Origin of the sequence: Mumia sp. Pv4-285, assembly GCF_041320275.1 — a bacterium.
Taxonomy (GTDB): Bacteria; Actinomycetota; Actinomycetes; order Propionibacteriales; family Nocardioidaceae; genus Mumia; species Mumia qirimensis.
This window is the reverse complement of record NZ_CP162023.1, coordinates 3856966-3875723: the sequence shown is the minus strand read 5'-3', so window position 1 is coordinate 3875723 and position 18758 is coordinate 3856966. Positions and strand designations below refer to the sequence as shown.

Genomic DNA, 18758 nt, shown 5'->3' with positions numbered 1-18758 from the left:
CGTCCGCGTGACCGCGCTCACGGGTGTTTGCGCAGGTCACAGGCCATTTTCAGGCCCTCTCAGGGTTTGTTCAGGAACGCCTGGTTACGTCGATGGGGATGTCTTCGACACTGATGCAGCCCCCCGCAAAGGTCGCCGCCGGCACCACGGCCGACGCGCCGCGACCCTCGACTCGTGACCCCCTGCTCGACAACGCCCGCTACTGGGTGATGCTCCTCGTCGTGGCGGGTCACGCTCTCCAGTACCTCCTCGAGGTGCCGGAGGCCCGCGGCACGTACGCCTGGATCTACGCGTTCCACATGCCGGCGTTCGTGCTGATCTCCGGGTACGTCTCGCGACGGTACGAGGGCTCCCCGAAGCAGACCCGTGCGCTGATCACCACGCTGGTGCTTCCGTACGTCGCCCTCAACGTGGGTCTCGACGGGTTCCGGGCCCTGCTGGACGGCAAGCCCCTCGACATCAACCTGCTCGACCCGGCGTGGTCGACGTGGTTCCTCATCGCGCTGGTGGCGTGGCGGTTGTCGACGCCGGTCTGGCGTGTCCTGCGCGCCCCGGTGCTGGTGGCGATCGCGATCAGCCTGGTGGCCGGCCTCTGGCAGGTCAGCAACGTGGTGTCGATCCACAGGATCCTCGGTCTGCTGCCGTTCTACGTCGCGGGCATGTACCTGCGCCCGGAGCACTTCGCCATGCTGCGCCGCCCCGTCGTCCGGGCCGCGTCGGCGCTGGCTCTGGCCGCGACCCTCGGCTGGTGCCTCGTGCGCCAGGAGGACTGGTCGGTGTCGTGGCTGTACTGGCGCGATGCGTACGCGCAGGCTCCGCTCGACGCCGATCCGGTAGGCGGCGTCGTCACGCGCGCTGGTCTGCTGGTCGTCGGGTTCGCCCTGACTGCGGCCGTGCTCTCGGTCGTGCCGCGTCGCGAGGATGCCACGACCGAGCTGGGCAAGCGGACGATGAACGCGTACATGGTCCACGGGTTCGTCCTGATCGCGCTCGCGCACTTCGGCGCGTTCGACGTGCTGGCCGGGATCGGTGGGCTGTCCGTGCCCGTCGTGCTCGTGTCGTCGGTCCTGCTCGGGACGGCGCTGATGTCGGACGCCGTGGGCCGGGTCGTCGGACCTCTGGTGGCGCCGACGATGCCGTGGGCGTTCCGTGACCGGACCAGGTCCGGCGAGGCCGCTCAGCCGCGGACGAGCGTTCAGCCGCGCGCCGGCGGCGTGTAGAACAGAGCGATGTAGTTGCCGCGGCCGGCCTGCGTGAACGTCGCCGACACCATCGGTCCGTTCTCACGGGTCACCGCACGATAGGTCGTGCTGATCTCCGTCCGGTCCTCGATCACGTCCTGAGTCGGTTCGCCGCCGGTGCTGTAGCTGAGGACGTAGCTCCGGGCGATCGCATCGGCGTCGACGCCACGCTCCACCAGGATGCTCGCGAAGGCAGGCTTGTCGCCGGAAAGGAGCAGCGCGGAGTCCTCGCGCAGCCTCCACCGCTCGGTAGCCAGGGCGCCGCCCGTCGTGACGGGCCGGGAGACGGGGAGGTCGGGCCACTCGGCGTCGACCTCGGGGACGGCGACGACCGGCGTCGTGGTCGCGGGGACCTTCGCCGGCTCGGGTGGCTCGGGAGTCTCGGCATCGCCCGGCGCCTCGGTGTCCTCGTCCAGCGCCTGCCAGACGGGGCGCATGTCCGGGGGATCGGTGGCCACGGCGGTGTACGTCATGACCGGGCGACCCTGCGAGCCGGCCGGGGACTGCTTCTTGCGGAGGTTGCCAGGGTCGAGCGTGGCAACGACGCGGACGCCGGCGTCGTCGGTGGTGCGGCCCGTGACGTCGAGCGTGCAACCGGTGTAGATCCCGTCGACGGCCGTGCAGAACTGCGACCACGCGTCGGGGTCGAGCCCGAGGTCCGGGACCAGGGTCGACACCTGCTCGACGACCTCGCTGAAGACGTCGCTCGGGTCGCCGTCGACACGCAGCAGCGCCGTCGTGACGTCGGGCTCCGGCGGGTCGCTGAGAAGCGCGAACGTGTCGGTGGTGGGGAGCGGGTTGAGCGGCTCCGTCGGCGTCGGCGTGGTCGCATCGGGGTTCTCGGCGGCCTCGGCGGCAGCCGCGATCGCCTCGCGGCGCTCCGCCTCGGCGAGAACCGGCTGGTAGGCAGCGATGAGCGCCGGGGTGCGGCGGCGTACGAGCGGGCCGAGCTGGGTCGTGCCCTCGGGCACCGTGAGCGTGAACGCGATCGGGGTCCCCGAGAACGTCTCGTGCTGGCCGACGTCGACCTTCAGCCCGGAGTGCGGGGTCTGGGAACGGTCGGGGTCAGCAGGGGTGAGTGGACTGCAGGCGCTGAGGCCCACCATCACGGCCGCAGCCATCCCCGCAGCCGCCTGCGACCGTTTCATCACCGTTGCACCTCCATGTCGACCCCGATCACCCTATGGCAACGTGGTCACGTGCCGGACAGGTGCCCGCGAGGTCGTATTGTCGTGCAGGTAACACCGCCGTGCCGTGTTTCCCCCGAGTTCAGGAGCATCGATGTCGTTCTCTGCCCCGACCACTCCCGAGAGCGTGTTCACGTATGGATCGCCGCGCCTGAAGTTCGGCTCCGGTGCGAGCACCGAGCTCGGCTACGAGCTGGCGTCGCTCGGGGTGCGTCGCGCGCTGCTGGTCACCGACCGTGGCCTCGAGGCGACAGGGATCCCCGCACGGATCGTCGACGAGGTCGCCGCTGACGGCGTGAGCCTCGACGTGTACGCCGACACCCATGTCGAGCCGACCGACGCGAGCCTGCGTCACGCGATCGACCATGCTCGCGCGAACGGCCCGTACGACGCGGTCGTGGCGCTCGGAGGCGGCTCGGCCATCGACACGGCGAAGGCGGTGAACCTGCTCACCACCAACGACGGCGAGCTGATGGACTACATCAACGTGCCGGTCGGTGCCGGACGCGCTCCCGCGAAGGCACTGCTGCCGATGATCGCCCTGCCGACCACGACCGGCACGGGGAGCGAGAGCACCACCATCTGCGTCCTCGACGTCCTCGAGCAGCACGTCAAGACCGGCATCAGCCATCCGCGGCTGCGCCCCGAGCTCGCGATCATCGACCCTCAGCTGACGTTGTCCCAGCCGCCGCAGGTCACCGCCGCGAGCGGGATGGACATCCTGTGCCACGCCCTCGAGAGCTACACCGCCCGCCCCTACACCTCGTACGAGCGCAAGACGGCCGCCCAGCGTGTCCCGTACTGCGGAGCCAACCCGATCTCCGACATGTGGGCGGAGAAGTCGATGAGCCTGCTCGCGTCGGCGTTCCGTACGGCGGTCCGCGACGGTGGCGACGTCGCGGCACGCGAGCAGATGTCGCTCGCGGCGACGTTCGCCGGCATGGGCTTCGGCAACGCCGGCGTGCACATCCCGCACGCCAACGCGTACCCGATCGCCGGCCAGGTCAAGGACTTCTGCCCGGACGGCTACCCGCAGGGCGGGGCCATGGTGCCGCACGGCATGGCGGTCTCCCTCACGGCGCCCGAGGCGTTCCGCTTCACCTTCGACGCGTCTCCCGAGCGTCACGTCCGCGCAGCCGAGCTGCTCGAGCCGGGCGCCGAGCGACCGGACGACCTCGCCGACTTCCTGCCCGGCGTGCTGGTCCGGCTGATGCGTGACATCGAGATCCCGGCCGGCATCGGCGCCGTCGGCTTCGACAAGGCAGACATCCCGGCCCTGGTCGAGGGCACGATGAAGCAGCAGCGGCTGCTCGCGACCGCGCCGAAGCCCGTCCACGAAGAGGCGGTCACGGCGATCTTCGAGCGGTCGATCACCCTGTGGTGAGCCCTGCTCCCTCCGCGCTCGACCTCCGCGGTTCCGGGGTCGACGTCGCGGCGGCGCTGCGGCGGGCGGGTGTCCGTGACGTCGACGACTCCACGCTCGCGCGTGCGCTGTACAGCACGGACGCCTCGCTCTACCGCGTCGTCCCCGAGGTCGTGGTGCGCCCGCGCTCGGTCGACGAGGTGCTGGCCGCGGTCGACGTCGCGCGCACCAGCGGGGTGCCGCTGACCTCCCGGGGCGCCGGCACATCGATCGCGGGCAACGCCGTCGGTCCGGGCATCGTGGTCGACTTCACGCGTCACCTCAACCAGGTCCTCGACATCGACGTGGAGGCGCGGACGGCACGCGTGCAGCCCGGCACCGTCCACGCCTCGCTCCAGCGCGAGGCCTTCGCCCACGGCCTGCGCTACGGGCCCGACCCGTCGACGCACACCCGCTGCACGATCGGCGGCATGATCGGCAACAACGCGTGCGGGTCCCGCGCCCTCGCGTACGGGCGGTCGGCCGACACCGTCGCCGGGCTCGACGTGGTGACGATGGCGGGGGAGCGGCTCGACCTCGTACGCCCCGCGCGGGGCGCCGCGCCCGCGGTCTCGGGATCGCCCACCCTCGAGGCGCTCCGTACGCTCGTCGACGCCGGCCTGGGCACGATCCGGACGGAGTTCGGCAGGTTCGGGCGCCAGGTCTCCGGCTACAGCATGGAGCACCTGCTGCCCGAGAACGGCTTCGACGTGGCACGCTTCCTGTCCGGCACCGAGGGGACGCTCGCCGTGATGCTGGAGGCGACGGTCGACCTGGTCTCGGACCCGCCGCACCGCGTCCTGCTGCTCCTCGGCTACCCGACGATGGCGGACGCGGCCGACGACGTGACGGCGATCCTCCCGCACGGCCCGACGGCGTGCGAGGGGCTCGACGCCCGGATCGTCGACGTGGTGCGCGCGCAGCGCGGCCCCGCGTCGGTTCCCCCGCTCCCCGCCGGCGCGGGCTGGATGTTCGTCGAGCTCTCCGGCGACTCGCTCGCCGAGCTGGAGGCGCGGGCCGCGGCGGTCTCGGCAGAGGTCGGCACGCGTTCCACCCGGCTCGTGACGGACACCGTCGAGCAGGCGGTGCTGTGGCGCATCCGCGAGGAGGGCGCGGGCCTCGCCGCCCGTTCGCTGACTCGACCCGCGTACGCCGGCTGGGAGGACACCGCCGTGCCTCCGGAGCGTCTCGGCACGTATCTGCGCGAGTTCGAGGCGCTGCTGCGCCAGTACGACCTCGACGGCGTCCCGTACGGCCACTTCGGCGACGGCTGCGTCCACGTCCGCATCGACTTCCCCTTCGCGCAGGACGACGGTGCCCGCGTGTTCCGCGACTTCCTGCACGACGCCGCGGTGCTCGTCGCCGGACACGGTGGATCGCTGTCGGGCGAGCACGGTGACGGGCGGGCACGCTCCGAGCTGCTCCCGCTGATGTACAGTCCCGGGGCGATCGCGCTCTTCGGCCGGGTCAAGGCTGCCTTCGACCCGGACGACCTCCTCAACCCCGGCGTCCTCGTCGCCCCGGCGCCGCTCGACGCCGACCTGCGCGGGACCGGCGTGGGCCGTGTCCAGGACCGGCTCGCCCTGCGGCTGCTGCACGACGACGGCGACTTCGGTGCCGCCGTCCACCGCTGCACGGGTGTCGGCAAGTGCATCGCGGACCCTGCGCTCACCGGAGGCGGCGCCGGGGGAGTGATGTGCCCCTCGTACCAGGCCACCCGCAACGAGAAGGACTCCACGCGGGGGCGGGCCCGCGTCCTCCAGGAGATGGTCGACGGCCGCCTGGTAGGCAAGGGGTGGAAGGACCCCGCCGTCCACGAGGCCCTCGACCTGTGCCTCTCCTGCAAGGGCTGCGCGCGCGACTGCCCGACCGGGATCGACATGGCGACCTACAAGGCCGAGGTGCTGCACCAGACGTACAAGGGCAGGCTGCGCCCCCGCAACCACTACGCGCTCGGCATGCTGCCCCGCTGGGCCCGGCTGTCGGCGCCGGTCGCGCGGCTCGCCAACCTCGCTCTCCGGGTCCCCGGTCTGCGACACGTCGCCCTCTGGCTCGCCGGCGTCGACTCGCGCAGGAGCATCCCCGCGTTCGCCACGACGACGCTCCGTCGATGGAGCCGCAGGACCGGCACCGCGGCGCGCACCGCCGACGTGGGCGCACCCGCGCGCGATCGTGCAGGAGAGCGGCCCGAGGTGCTGATCTGGGCCGACTCGTTCACCAACTACTTCCAGACCGCTCCCGGGCAGGCCGCCGTACGCGTGCTCGAGGCCGCCGGCTACCGCGTGCGGCTCCTGGACGAGTCGGTGTGCTGCGGCCTCACCTGGATCTCGACCGGCCAGCTCGACGGAGCACGCCGCAACGTCGAGCGGACCGTCGCGGCCCTGCACCCGTACGTCGCCGCCGGGATCCCCGTCGTCGGCCTGGAGCCGTCCTGCCTCACGGTGCTCCGTACGGACGCGGTCGAGCTCAGCGACGACCCGCGGGCCGCCGAGGTGGCCCGGGGAGTGTTCACTCTCGCCGAGCTGCTCACCCGCACCGAGGGGTGGGAGCCCCCGGACCTCGCCGACGTGACGATCGTCGCGCAGCCGCACTGCCACCAGGCGTCGATGCTCGGCTGGCAGGTCGACGCCGCCCTGCTCGAGAGGGCCGGTGCCGCCGTCACCCGGGTCGGCGGGTGCTGCGGGCTGGCGGGCAACTTCGGGGTCGAGAAGGGCCACTACGACGTCTCGGTGAAGGTCGCCGAGCACCAGCTGCTCCCTGCTGTCCGGACGGCGCCCGAAGGGGCCGTCGTCCTCGCTGACGGGTTCTCGTGCCGGACGCAGCTCGACGACCTGGCCGAGGTCCGCGCACTGCACCTCGCCGAGCTGCTCGACCAGCGGAGGGGCGCCGACGCGCCTGACGGCGGGGCGCGGTGAACCCGTTTTGACCCCTCACGGGGCACCCGGTAGTCTTGGACATTGTGCCGTGGACTCGCTGTCCGTGTGCACCGATTCGCGTGTCGACGCACTGTCGGTCGAGTCGTACGAACGGGTCCTCGACCTGGACGGACGAGCGGGGTGCAGGGCCGCGAGAAAGCAACACCTACCATCGCACGTCGCGGTGGCGGCACGCCCGAGGCGCGCCGCCTGCGCCGCGCCCGCTGGCAGGAACACAGCAGCACACCGCAAGACAACAGAGCCGGACAGAAGAAAGAAGCTTGTAGTGCCAACGATCCAGCAGTTGGTCCGAAAGGGCCGTCAGGACAAGGTGGCGAAGACCAAGACGCCCGCCCTGAAGGGTTCGCCGCAGCGTCGTGGAGTGTGCACCCGCGTGTACACGACGACGCCGAAGAAGCCGAACTCCGCGCTGCGGAAGGTTGCTCGTGTCCGGCTGAGCAGCGGGATCGAGGTCACTGCCTACATCCCCGGTGAGGGTCACAACCTGCAGGAGCACTCGATCGTGCTCGTTCGCGGTGGTCGCGTGAAGGACCTCCCGGGTGTGCGTTACAAGATCATCCGCGGCGCGCTGGACACCCAGGGTGTCAAGAGCCGCAAGCAGGCTCGCAGCCGTTACGGCGCGAAGAAGGAGAAGAGCTGATGCCGCGCAAGGGTCCCGCACCGAAGCGCCCCGTCGAGGCCGATCCGGTCTACTCGAGCCCCCTGGTCACGCAGCTGATCAACAAGGTCCTCGAGGACGGCAAGAAGCAGGTCGCACAGCGCATCGTCTACACCGCGCTCGAGGGCACTCGCGAGAAGACCGGCACCGACCCGGTCATCACGCTGAAGCGTGCGCTCGACAACGTGAAGCCGACCCTCGAGGTCAAGTCCCGCCGTGTCGGCGGTGCGACCTACCAGGTCCCGATCGAGGTCCGCGCGTCGCGCGCCAACACCCTCGCGCTCCGCTGGCTCGTCCGGTTCGCCAGCGAGCGTCGCGAGAAGACCATGGCCGAGCGCATGATGAACGAGCTGCTCGACGCCTCGAACGGTCTCGGCGGCGCGGTCAAGAAGCGTGAGGACACGCACAAGATGGCCGAGGCCAACAAGGCCTTCGCCCACTACCGCTGGTGACGGAGTGCCGCCGGCCCGTCCAGGGCCCGCGGCACCCATCTCCTGATTCGACTCACGACAGCAAGGGAAGTCAGCCAAGGTGGCCGTAGACATCACCACCAACCTCGCCACGGTGCGCAACATCGGCATCATGGCGCACATCGACGCGGGCAAGACGACGACGACCGAGCGCATCCTCTTCTACACCGGCATCACCTACAAGATCGGTGAGGTCCACGAGGGCGCGGCCACGATGGACTGGATGGAGCAGGAGCAGGAGCGCGGCATCACGATCACGTCCGCCGCGACGACCTGCCTCTGGAAGAACCACCAGATCAACATCATCGACACGCCGGGTCACGTCGACTTCACCGTCGAGGTGGAGCGTTCGCTCCGGGTCCTCGACGGTGCGGTGGCGGTGTTCGACGGCGTCGCCGGCGTCGAGCCGCAGTCCCAGACCGTGTGGCGCCAGGCCAACAAGTACCACGTGCCGCGGATGTGCTTCGTCAACAAGCTCGACCGCACCGGTGCCGACTTCTTCTACTGCGTCGACACCATCGTGGAGCGCCTCAACGCCAACCCGGCGGTGCTGCAGCTCCCGATCGGTGCCGAGTCGGACTTCGTCGGCGTCGTCGACCTCGTCGGCATGCGCGCCCTCACCTGGCGCGGCGAGACCGCGATGGGCGAGGACTACGCGGTCGAGGAGATCCCGGCCGAGCTCGCCGACCAGGCCGCCGAGTACCGCGAGAAGCTCCTCGACACCGTCGCGACCGCTGACGACGACCTCATGGAGCTGTACCTCGAGGGCGAGGACATCGACGTCGAGACGCTGAAGGCCGCGATCCGTCGCGCCACGCTCGCCGACAAGATCGTCCCGGTCCTGTGCGGCACCGCGTTCAAGAACAAGGGCGTCCAGCCCCTGCTCGACGCGGTCGTCGACTACCTGCCCTCGCCGATCGACGTCGGCTCCGTCGCGGGCCACAAGGTCGGCGACGAGGACACCGAGTTCACGCGCGAGCCCACCGAGGCCGAGCCGTTCTCGGCCCTGGCGTTCAAGATCGCGGCTGACCCGCACCTCGGCAAGCTGACCTACATCCGTCTCTACTCGGGACGCCTCGAGGCCGGCACCATGGTCCTGAACTCCGTCAAGGGGCGCAAGGAGCGGATCGGCAAGATCTACCAGATGCACGCCAACAAGCGCGAGGAGATCGCGTCGGTCGGCGCCGGTCAGATCGTCGCCGTGATGGGTCTCAAGGACACCACCACGGGTGAGACGCTGTCCGACCCGAGCAACCCGATCGTCCTCGAGTCGATGACGTTCCCGGCTCCGGTGATCCAGGTCGCCATCGAGCCCAAGACCAAGAGCGACCAGGAGAAGCTCGGCGTCGCGATCCAGCGTCTCGCCGAGGAGGACCCGACGTTCACGGTCCACACCGACGAGGAGACCGGGCAGACCATCATCGCCGGCATGGGCGAGCTGCACCTCGACATCCTCGTGGACCGCATGAAGCGCGAGTTCCGCGTCGAGGCGAACGTCGGCAAGCCGCAGGTCGCCTACCGCGAGACCATCAAGCGCAAGGTCGAGAAGGTCTCGTACACCCACAAGAAGCAGACCGGTGGCTCCGGCCAGTTCGCGAAGGTCCTCATCCACATCGAGCCCACGGGCCCGGTCGTGGGTGGCGAGGGCGGCTACGAGTTCGTCAACGAAGTCACCGGTGGACGCGTCCCGCGGGAATACATCCCCGCCGTCGACGAGGGCGCGCAGGAAGCCATGGAGTTCGGTGTTCTTGCCGGATACCCCATGGTCGACGTCAAGGTGACGCTGGCCGACGGCCAGTACCACGACGTCGACTCATCAGAGCTCGCTTTCAAGATCGCCGGTTCGATGGCGTTCAAGGATGCGGCACGCAAGGCAGACCCGGTGCTCCTCGAGCCGATGTTCAAGGTCGAGGTCACCACCCCTGAGTCCTATCTGGGGGAAGTCATCGGCGACATCAACTCTCGCCGCGGACAGATCCAGCAGATGACGGAACGGTCCGGAGACCGGGTCGTCGAGGCACTCGTTCCGCTCTCCGAGATGTTCGGGTACGTCGGAGACCTCCGGTCGAAGACGTCGGGGCAGGCGTCGTACTCCATGGAGTTCGACTCCTACGCCGAGGTGCCTAAGAACGTGGCGGAAGAGATCATCAAGAAGGCCAGGGGCGAGTGATCGCGGGCCTGACTAGGCTTCGATCAGCTCAACCGCACGGCGCAAGCAACATTCAATCGAGGAGGAGCCCCAGTGGCTAAGGCGAAGTTCGAGCGGACTAAGCCGCACATGAACATCGGCACCATCGGTCACATCGACCACGGTAAGACGACGCTGACCGCGGCGATTACCAAGGTGCTGCACGACAAGTACCCGGATCTGAACGAGGCCTCGGCCTTCGACCAGATCGACAAGGCTCCTGAGGAGCGCCAGCGCGGTATCACGATCTCGATCGCTCACGTCGAGTACCAGACCGAGAACCGTCACTACGCGCACGTCGACTGCCCGGGTCACGCCGACTACGTGAAGAACATGATCACGGGTGCGGCACAGATGGACGGCGCGATCCTCGTGGTCGCCGCCACCGACGGCCCGATGCCCCAGACGCGTGAGCACGTCCTGCTCGCCCGTCAGGTCGGCGTGCCGGCGATGGTCGTCGCCCTCAACAAGTGCGACATGGTCGACGACGACGAGCTCATCGAGCTCGTCGAGCTCGAGGTCCGTGAGCTCCTCAGCGAGCAGGAGTTCGACGGTGACAACGCACCGGTCGTCCGCGTGGCCGCCTTCCCGGCGCTCAACGGCGACGCCAAGTGGGGCGAGTCGATCATGGAGCTCATGAACGCTGTCGACGAGTACATCCCCGAGCCCCCGCGTGAGACGGACAAGCCGTTCCTCATGCCGGTCGAGGATGTCTTCACGATCACCGGTCGCGGCACCGTCATCACGGGCCGCATCGAGCGGGGCATCGTCAAGCTCAACGACACCGTCGACATCGTCGGCATCCGCACGGAGAAGCAGACCTCGACCGTCACCGGCATCGAGATGTTCCGCAAGCTCCTCGACGAGGGCCAGGCGGGTGAGAACGTCGGCCTGCTGCTTCGCGGCACCAAGCGCGAGGACGTCGAGCGCGGCATGGTCGTCATCGCTCCGGGCACCACGACTCCCCACACGGAGTTCGAGGGTCAGGTCTACATCCTGAGCAAGGAGGAGGGCGGCCGTCACACGCCGTTCTTCAACAACTACCGCCCGCAGTTCTACTTCCGCACCACGGACGTCACCGGCGTCGTCACGCTGCCCGAGGGCACCGAGATGGTCATGCCGGGCGACAACACCGAGATGTCGGTTCAGCTGATCCAGCCGATCGCGATGGACGAAGGTCTTCGTTTCGCGATCCGCGAGGGTGGTCGTACGGTCGGCGCTGGTCGCGTCACCAAGATCAACAAGTGACCTGATCCCGGGCTCTGCCCGGGTCCGGTCTCTGGTCGGAGCCCCGTCCTGCACCTGCAGGGCGGGGCTTCGTCGTCCCCTCGGCGTTCCGAGGCGGGCGGCGCCGCACGGGGGTCCGGAAGTATCGTGGGGGCGTGGGACACGACCATGCGCACGCGACGCCGTCGGCGCAGCACCGCCCGAGACTGGCGCTGGTGCTGGGCCTGACGGTCCTCGTCCTCGTGATCGAGGTCGTGGCCGCCGCGCTCACCGGCAGCCTCGCTCTGCTGGCCGACGCCGGGCACATGCTGAGCGACACGTTCGGCCTGGCGATGGCCCTGGTCGCGGTGACCGTCGCGCAGCGGCAGGGGAGCCCGCGACGCACCTTCGGCTACCACCGCTCGGAGATCCTCGCGGCCGGGCTGAACGGCCTCGTCCTCCTCGTGGTGTGTGCCGTCGTGACGGTCTCGGCGATCCGCCGGCTTGGCGACGCGCCGGCGATCGACTCGCCGTGGATGCTCGCCGCCGGCGTGCTCGGCCTGGCGGCCAACGTCGTCGGTCTGCTCGTTCTACGGCAGGGTGCGCGGGAGAGCCTCAACGTCCGCGGCGCCTACCTGGAGGTTCTCGGCGACGCCGTCGGCTCCGTCGCGGTGATCATCGCCGCCGTGGTGATCATGGCGACCGGGTGGTACGGCGCCGATGCCGTCGCCTCGCTCGCCATCGCCGCGCTCATCGCTCCCCGCGCGATCGGCCTGCTCCGCGAGGTCGCCGACGTCCTTCTGGAGTCGACGCCGCGCGACCTGGATCTCGACGAGCTGCGGGAGCACATGCGCGAGACGCCGGGAGTCCTCGACGTGCACGACCTCCACGTGTGGACGATCACGTCGGGGATGCCGGTGATGTCGGCCCACGTCGTCGTCGACGACGCGGTGCTGGACGTGGATGCCGGCCACGGGGTCCTCGACAACCTCCGCAGCTGTCTCTCGGACCACTTCGACGTCGATCACTCGACGTTCCAGCTCGAGCCTGCGAGCCACGCGGCGACCGAGCACCACACCCACCGCTGAGGTCGACCGTCATCGGCGCGCCTGCGCGGCGCGCCACACCCGGTCGCGCGTCATCGGCAGATCGGTCATACGGACGCCGATCGCGTCGCGCACGGCGTTGGCGAGCGCGGCGGCGACCGGGTTGTAGGGGGACTCGCTCATCGACTTCGCGCCGTACGGCCCGAGCCGGTCCGAGGTCGCGGCGAACAGGACCTCGGTCGGCGGGACGTCCGCGATCTGCGGCACGTGGTACGTGCGGAGCACCGGGGTCCGGACCACGCCACGGTCATCGACGACGACCTGCTCGAACAACGCCGTCCCGATGCCCTGGGCGACGCCTCCCTCGACCTGGCCCCGGCACTGCTCGGGATTGACGACGGCGCCCGCGTCGGCGGCCTGGACCGAGCGGAGGATCCGGACCTCACCGGAGTCGACGTCGACCGCGACGGCGAACGCGTGCACATTGAAGGCGATCGAGCGGGGCGACCCGAACGCGTTGCCCGTGCCGACCAGCCCGGCCGTCTCCTCGCCCGCGGCCTCGGCATCGCGGATGCGGCGCGCGAGGTCCTCGGCCGCCGCGGCGAGCGCCGTACCGGCGACGACCAGGCCGGTCGACCCGAACGCGCCGGTGTCGTGGGAGACGGCGCCGGTGGTCCCCGAGACGAGGCGGACGCGGTCGGTGGTCGTGCCGAGGGCGTGAGCGACCAGCTGCACGTGTGCCGTCGCCGAGCCGTTGCCGAACTCCGCCGAGCCGACGGTGGCCTCGAACCTCCCGTCGGCGAGGGCGTGCACCTCCGCCGCGGCGTGGTGACCGCGGGGCGGGATCGTGTCGATCATCGCGAGCGCCATGCCGGTGCCGTACCGCCAATGCGGGCCATCGGGCACCGGAGCGACATCCCGCTCGACGGCCTCACGCGCCAGCGCCAGGCACTCGAGCGCGCCGTGGCTGCCGTACTCCACGTCGTGCGGGTCCGTCGAGTAGGCGACCATCGGGTCGCCAGGCACCACGACGTTGCGCGCCCGCAGGTCGTACGGGTCGATCCCGGCCGACCGCGCGAGCTCGTCGAGCGTCTGCTCGATCGCGAAGACCAGCTGCCCGAGCCCGTACCCGCGGAACGCTCCGGACGGGACGGTGTTCGTGTAGACGGCCTCGCCGCGCACGCGCTTGTTGGGGCAGCGGTAGACCGCGACGGACTCGTTGCACCCGTGGAAGAGGACCCCCGGCGCGTGGTTGCCGTACGCGCCGGTGTCGGCGAGGACCTCGACGTCCAGTGCGGTGAGGGCGCCCTCGGCGTCGACGCCGGCACGGACGCGGATGCGCATCGGGTGCCGGACGGTCGAGGCCGTCAGCTGTTCCGTCCGGGTGGTCTCCAGCTGCACGGGGCGTCCCGTCTTCAGCACGGCGACCCCCACGAGGTCCTCGACGAGCATCTCCTGCTTCGCGCCGAAGCCGCCGCCGACGCGGTTCGTGAGCACCTCGACACGGTCGCGGGGCAGATCGAGCACCAGAGCCAGCTCGTCGCGCACGAGGTAGGGGACCTGGCTGCTCGTCCTGATCACGAGCCGGCCCTCGGCGTCGAGCCAGCCGACCGCGCCGTGCATCTCCAGGTGGGTCGCCTGGACCCGGGCGGTCGTGAACTCCGCGTCGGAGGTGTGCGCGGCTGCGGCGAGCCCCGCCTCCACCGAGCCGATCTCGGCGTCGATCCGCGCGGCGACGTTGCGGGCCGGGTCTGCGATGCCCGACTCGGGGCCCTTGTCCCCGTGCAGGAGCGGAGCTCCTGGAGCGCGCGCGGCGTCGGGGCCGACGACGGGCGGGAGCAGCTCGTACGTCACGCGGACCAGTGCGAGCGCCTGGTGCGCCTGCTGGGCGGTCTCGGCCACCACCAGGGCTACTCGCTGCCCGACGAACCGCACGACGCGGTCGATGACCCGGGTGTCGCGGGGGTCGTCGTCGCGGGAGTGGTGGCGTGCCGTCGAGAAGAGCGTGTCGGGCACGTCGTCCGCCGTCAGGACCGCGACGACGCCGGGTGCCGCACGGGCCTCGGAGGTCTCGACCCGTACGACGCGGGCGTGGGCGTGCGGCGACCGGACGACCGCGGCGTGCAGAGTGCCGGCGGGGGACTCGTCGAGCGTGAAGCGCTGCCGTCCTCGGACGATCGCGGCTCCGGCGGGCGCGGCCAGGCTGCGCCCGAGCGGTGCGGCGACCCCGTCGGTCTCGACGTTCTGCCTGCCCGTCACCGCGTCCCGGACGGCGCGGTAGCCGGTGCACCGGCAGAGATTCCCCTTCAGGAGCCGGTCGACGTCCTCGGTGTCGTCGTGGCCGAGGCAGCTGGCCGTGACGACCATGCCCGAGGTGCAGTACCCGCACTGGAAGCCCTGCGCGTCACGGAAGCGCCGGGCGGCGTCCGACGTCTCCTCGCCCGGTGAGAGCCCGGCAGCGGTCACGACGTCCCGGCCCTGAGCACGCACGGCGGAGACGAGGCACGAGTGCACCGGAGCCCCGTCGAGCAGGACGGTGCACGCGCCGCAGTCCCCGGAGTCGCAGCCCGTGCGGACGTCGAACGCGCCCGCCTCACGGAGGTAGGTGCGCAGACACTGGCCGGGACGAGGCGCCGTGGTGGTCTGGACCCCGTTCACCGTGGCGCTCATCGCCGTGCACCGATCACGGCCAGAGCCTCGAGCCCGAGCCGGTGGGTCTGCGCGCGCCGCCAGTCGGCGGCGCCGTGCACGTCGTGGAGCCAGCTCGACGCGGAGACGGTGGCGTCGAGCGCGGTGTGCCAGTCCGCCGTCGAGACGGGCGCGGGGAGCACGAGAGCGTACGGGCGCGGGGTGGCTGCCGTGACCGTGACGAGGGCGACGTCCGCGCCGGTGGCCGGGTCGACGGTCGGTCGCGCGACGACGACGGCCGCCGACCTCCCGTGGGTCGACAGCGAGGTCCGGGCGAACGCGACCGGTGCCGTCAGGACGTCGGTCGCGAGGCGGAACGAGCGCACGACGTCACCGGGGGAGAGGAGCGTCGTGCCGTCACCGGTGACCAGCTCGGCGACAGGCACCTCGCGGGTCGAGAGGTCGGGGGCCCAGACGGTCGCGGTGGCGCCGAGCCCGCTCAGCAGCGACGTCATCGCGCCTGCGGGAAGGCCGAGGCAGACGTTGCCCCCGACCGTCGCCTGGTGCCAGACCTTGAACGAGGCGACAAGGGCGTCGACGGACTGCCGCACGACCGGACCGAACGTCCAATCGCCCGGAAAGCCCTGGGTCGCCAGCGCGCGACGTCCGCCGCCGCGCAGCAACGGGGCGGTGTCACCGGCGGCGGCCGCGAGCGTCGCGAGGGTGCACGTCGCCCCGATCACCAGCCCGTCGCCGTCGATCTCCAGCGGCGCCCAATCGAGCCCGGTGACGTCGACCAGCCGGCGTACCCGGGGCTGGGGCGCGGAGAAGAGGTACGTGCCGCCGGCGAGGACGACGTCGCCGGGCCGCCAGTCCGCGAGCTCGCGACGGTCCGACGGGACGGTGAGTGCCTGGACGTCGACGAGATCCATGCCCGATCCTCAGTACTCGACGCGCGCGCCGTGGTCGTGCCACGCGTCGAACGGCGCCGTACGAGACAGCAGCGGGATCGCGCGGACCGGTTGCGGCCACGACTCCCGCGGCGACGCGAACCGGTCGTAGAACACCCGGTCGTCGAACCCGCCCCGTGCGGCGTCGTGGCGGTCGGCGGCGTAGTACACGGCGTCGAGCCGGGCCCACATCGAGGCGGCCAGGCACATCGGGCACGGCTCGCACGAGCAGTACAGGACGGCGCCGTCGAGCGAGAAGGCGCCGAGCTCTGCGCACGCCCGCCGGATCGCGACCATCTCGGCGTGCGCGGTCGGGTCGTGGGTGGCGGTGACCAGGTTGACGCCCTCGGCGACCACGACACCGTCGACCACGACGAGCGCGCCGAACGGACCTCCACCGGCACCGACGTTGGCCGTCGCGAGCGCCACGGCTCGCTCGAGGAGCGAGGCCGGGCTGCCTGCGGCGGGTTCGGGCTCGCGGTCGTCCATCGTGGCTCCTTTCACCAGGTCCCAGCGTGCCCCCACGGCGGGTCACGTGCTCGCTTCGTGTCGTTTGGGCTGCCTGGATACGGTGGGAAACGCCCAGGTGAGGCAGGTCTCGCCCCCCGATTTGGCATTACGGGTGGCGTCTGTCAGACTTGGAAAGTTGCTTCGGCGCTGCCTGCCGTTCTCCTCGCGGAGATCGGCGGTGGGGCGCCTGGCTCGAGGAAGGGCAGGCACATCCCGGCAAGGGATGGGCGGCAGTCTCGGGCCCAACCATCAAACTCCAGAGGTGTGACGAACTCGCGCGCGCGACGTGCCTGCGACACGCCCGACCTCGGGGGTCGGAGGGGGAGCAATGCTCTTCCTCGAAACCCCGAGGTAGAGAGACCGAGGCAGTACGAAGAGAAGGACGAAGCGAGAGCATGGCGGGACAGAAGATCCGCATCAGGCTCAAGGCCTATGACCACGAGGTGATTGACACCTCGGCGCGCAAGATCGTCGACACCGTCACGCGTACGGGCGCCACGGTCGCTGGCCCGGTGCCTCTGCCGACGGAGAAGAACGTCTACTGCGTCATTCGTTCGCCGCACAAGTACAAGGACAGCCGCGAACACTTCGAGATGCGCACCCACAAGCGCCTCATCGACATCATCGACCCCACGCCGAAGACCGTCGATTCGCTCATGCGCCTCGACCTCCCCGCAGGCGTCGACATCGAGATCAAGCTCTGAGGAACGATCGCTGATGAGCAACCAGAAGGCACCCGTCGGGCTGCTCGGGCGCAAGCTCGGCATGACCCAGACGTGGGACGAGAACAACCGCGTGGTTCCGGTCACCGTGATCGCTGCCGACACCAACGTCGTCACGCAGATCCGGACCGCTGAGACCGACGGCTACACGGCCGTCCAGATCGGTTTCGGCGAGATCGACCCGCGCAAGGTCAACAAGCCGCAGGCCGGTCACTTCGACAAGGCCAGCGTCACCCCGCGCCGCCACCTCGCGGAGATCCGCACCGAGGCGATCGCCGACTACGAGCTCGGCCAGGCCGTCAGCCCCGAGGTCTTCTCGGCCGGCGACTTCGTCGACGTGACGGGCACGAGCAAGGGCAAGGGCTTCGCCGGAGTCATGAAGCGTCACGGCTTCCATGGCGTCGGAGCCTCCCACGGCGCGCACCGCAACCACCGCAAGCCGGGTTCGATCGGCGGCTGCGCCACTCCGGGCCGCGTGTTCAAGGGCCTCCGCATGGCAGGCCACATGGGCACCGACCGCGTCACGGCGCAGAGCCTCACGGTTCACGCCGTCGACGCCGAGAAGGGCCTCATCCTCATCAAGGGTGCGGTTCCCGGCCCCAAGGGCGGCATCGTCATGATCCGCACCGGCGCCAAGAAGGGAGCCGTGAAGTGACCGCCACCGTCATCGACGTCGACCTGCCCAAGGACATCTTCGACGTCCAGGTCAACATCCCCCTGATCCACCAGGTGGTCGTCGCCCAGCTCGCCGCCGCGCGCCAGGGCACCCACGACACCAAGTCCCGCGGCGAGGTCGCCGGCGGCGGCCGCAAGCCGTACCGCCAGAAGGGCACCGGCCGTGCACGCCAGGGCTCGATCCGCGCACCCCAGTTCACCGGTGGTGGCGTGGTGCACGGCCCGACCCCGCGCAGCTACGACCAGCGCACCCCCAAGAAGATGAAGGCCGCCGCGCTCCGTGGCGCCCTCACCGACCGGGCCCGCAACGGTCGTCTGCACGTGGTCGAGTCCCTCGTCACCGGCGAGACGCCGTCGACCAGGGCAGCGATCGCTGCGCTCCGCGACATCACGGCACGTCCGCGTGTCCTCGTCGTCGTGGAGTCCACAGACGAGGTCACCGTGAGGAGCCTGCGCAACGTCGCCGGCACCCACCTGATCGAGCTGGCGCAGCTCAACACGTACGACGTCCTGCTCAGCGACGACGTGGTCTTCACCAAGGCCGCGTTCGACGCCTTCGTCGCGCTCCGCTCCAGCGGTGACGCCGAGACGGTCAAGCTGAGCGAGGCCGCTACCGCGAAGGACGGTGACAAGTGAGCACGCTGCAGAAGGATCCCCGCGACATCCTGCTCGCGCCGGTCGTCAGCGAGAAGAGCTACGGCCTGCTCGACGAGAACAAGTACACGTTCCTCGTCCGGCCCGACGCGAACAAGACCGAGATCAAGATCGCCGTGGAGAAGGTCTTCGGCGTCACGGTCACCGCGGTGAACACCCAGAACCGCAAGGGCAAGACGCGTCGTACCCGCAACGGCCTCGGCAAGCGTGCCGACGTCAAGCGGGCGATCGTGAGCGTCGCCCCCGGCCAGAGCATCGACATCTTCGCTGCGCCGGGCGCCTGAG

At 70.4% G+C, this 18758-nt stretch carries 16 protein-coding genes; 12 read left to right on the top strand and 4 right to left on the bottom strand.

Annotated elements, in window-relative coordinates; all coding sequences use genetic code 11:
* Positions 1–113 precede the first annotated feature (113 nt).
* Positions 114–1220: an acyltransferase family protein gene (locus AB3M34_RS18725; RefSeq protein ID WP_370616241.1), complete on the top strand. Its 1107-nt coding sequence runs from the start codon at positions 114–116 to the stop codon at positions 1218–1220.
* Here the strand turns inward: AB3M34_RS18725 and AB3M34_RS18720 are convergent.
* Entirely contained in the window at positions 1196–2389 is a 1194-nt protein-coding gene (locus AB3M34_RS18720) for a hypothetical protein (RefSeq protein WP_370616240.1), read from the bottom strand. The two genes, AB3M34_RS18725 and AB3M34_RS18720, sit on opposite strands and share 25 nt — an antisense overlap.
* A 133-nt stretch (positions 2390–2522) precedes the next feature.
* Between AB3M34_RS18720 and AB3M34_RS18715 the strand changes: the two genes are divergently transcribed.
* The 7 genes from AB3M34_RS18715 to AB3M34_RS18685 all read left to right on the top strand — a co-directional run bounded on the left by AB3M34_RS18715 (position 2523) and on the right by AB3M34_RS18685 (position 12376).
* Entirely contained in the window at positions 2523–3812 is a 1290-nt protein-coding gene (locus AB3M34_RS18715; protein WP_370616238.1) for a hydroxyacid-oxoacid transhydrogenase, read from the top strand.
* Positions 3809–6745: an FAD-binding and (Fe-S)-binding domain-containing protein gene (locus tag AB3M34_RS18710; protein ID WP_370616237.1), complete on the top strand. Its 2937-nt coding sequence runs from the start codon at positions 3809–3811 to the stop codon at positions 6743–6745. The genes AB3M34_RS18715 and AB3M34_RS18710 overlap by 4 nt, the downstream gene beginning before the upstream one ends.
* Positions 6746–7031: 286 nt before the next feature.
* Positions 7032–7406, top strand: a complete 375-nt coding sequence (gene rpsL, locus AB3M34_RS18705; RefSeq protein ID WP_139087780.1) for a 30S ribosomal protein S12 — start codon at positions 7032–7034, stop codon at positions 7404–7406.
* Complete coding sequence (gene rpsG, locus AB3M34_RS18700; RefSeq protein ID WP_370616236.1) at positions 7406–7876, top strand: 30S ribosomal protein S7; 471 nt, start codon at positions 7406–7408, stop codon at positions 7874–7876. The genes rpsL and rpsG overlap by 1 nt, the downstream gene beginning before the upstream one ends.
* A gap of 79 nt (positions 7877–7955) precedes the next feature.
* Entirely contained in the window at positions 7956–10064 is a 2109-nt protein-coding gene (fusA, locus tag AB3M34_RS18695; protein ID WP_370616234.1) for an elongation factor G, read from the top strand.
* Positions 10065–10136: 72 nt separating this feature from the next.
* Entirely contained in the window at positions 10137–11330 is a 1194-nt protein-coding gene (gene tuf / locus AB3M34_RS18690; RefSeq protein WP_370616232.1) for an elongation factor Tu, read from the top strand.
* Between the two features lie 134 nt (positions 11331–11464).
* Positions 11465–12376: a cation diffusion facilitator family transporter gene (locus AB3M34_RS18685; protein WP_370616231.1), complete on the top strand. Its 912-nt coding sequence runs from the start codon at positions 11465–11467 to the stop codon at positions 12374–12376.
* Positions 12377–12385: 9 nt separating this feature from the next.
* On the opposite strand, the gene AB3M34_RS18680 is transcribed toward AB3M34_RS18685, so the two are convergent.
* Genes AB3M34_RS18680 through AB3M34_RS18670 form a run of 3 tightly spaced genes read right to left on the bottom strand, consistent with a single transcriptional unit; the run spans position 12386 to position 16401 of the window.
* Positions 12386–15004 (bottom strand): molybdopterin-dependent oxidoreductase, encoded by a 2619-nt coding sequence (locus tag AB3M34_RS18680; RefSeq protein WP_370616229.1) that lies wholly within the window; start codon positions 15002–15004, stop codon positions 12386–12388.
* Positions 15001–15894 carry an FAD binding domain-containing protein gene (locus AB3M34_RS18675; RefSeq protein WP_370616228.1) on the bottom strand — a complete coding sequence of 298 codons (894 nt, stop codon included), beginning with the start codon at positions 15892–15894 and terminating at the stop codon, positions 15001–15003. The genes AB3M34_RS18680 and AB3M34_RS18675 overlap by 4 nt, the downstream gene beginning before the upstream one ends.
* Before the next feature lie 9 nt (positions 15895–15903).
* A complete protein-coding gene (locus AB3M34_RS18670; RefSeq protein WP_370616226.1) occupies positions 15904–16401 on the bottom strand; it encodes a nucleoside deaminase in 498 nt (165 codons plus the stop codon).
* Positions 16402–16817: 416 nt separating this feature from the next.
* Here AB3M34_RS18670 and rpsJ point away from each other — a divergent pair, with 416 nt between their 5' ends.
* Genes rpsJ through rplW form a run of 4 tightly spaced genes read left to right on the top strand, consistent with a single transcriptional unit; the run spans position 16818 to position 18757 of the window.
* Positions 16818–17126: a 30S ribosomal protein S10 gene (rpsJ, locus tag AB3M34_RS18665; protein ID WP_039345402.1), complete on the top strand. Its 309-nt coding sequence runs from the start codon at positions 16818–16820 to the stop codon at positions 17124–17126.
* 13 nt (positions 17127–17139) lie between these two features.
* A complete protein-coding gene (gene rplC, locus AB3M34_RS18660) occupies positions 17140–17799 on the top strand; it encodes a 50S ribosomal protein L3 (RefSeq protein WP_370616223.1) in 660 nt (219 codons plus the stop codon).
* Positions 17796–18455 carry a 50S ribosomal protein L4 gene (rplD, locus tag AB3M34_RS18655; RefSeq protein ID WP_370616222.1) on the top strand — a complete coding sequence of 220 codons (660 nt, stop codon included), beginning with the start codon at positions 17796–17798 and terminating at the stop codon, positions 18453–18455. Before rplC ends, rplD begins: the two co-directional genes overlap by 4 nt.
* Positions 18452–18757, top strand: coding sequence for a 50S ribosomal protein L23 (gene rplW, locus AB3M34_RS18650; protein ID WP_370616221.1), 306 nt, complete (start codon positions 18452–18454; stop codon positions 18755–18757). The genes rplD and rplW overlap by 4 nt, the downstream gene beginning before the upstream one ends.
* The last annotated feature ends 1 nt before the right edge of the window (position 18758 follow it).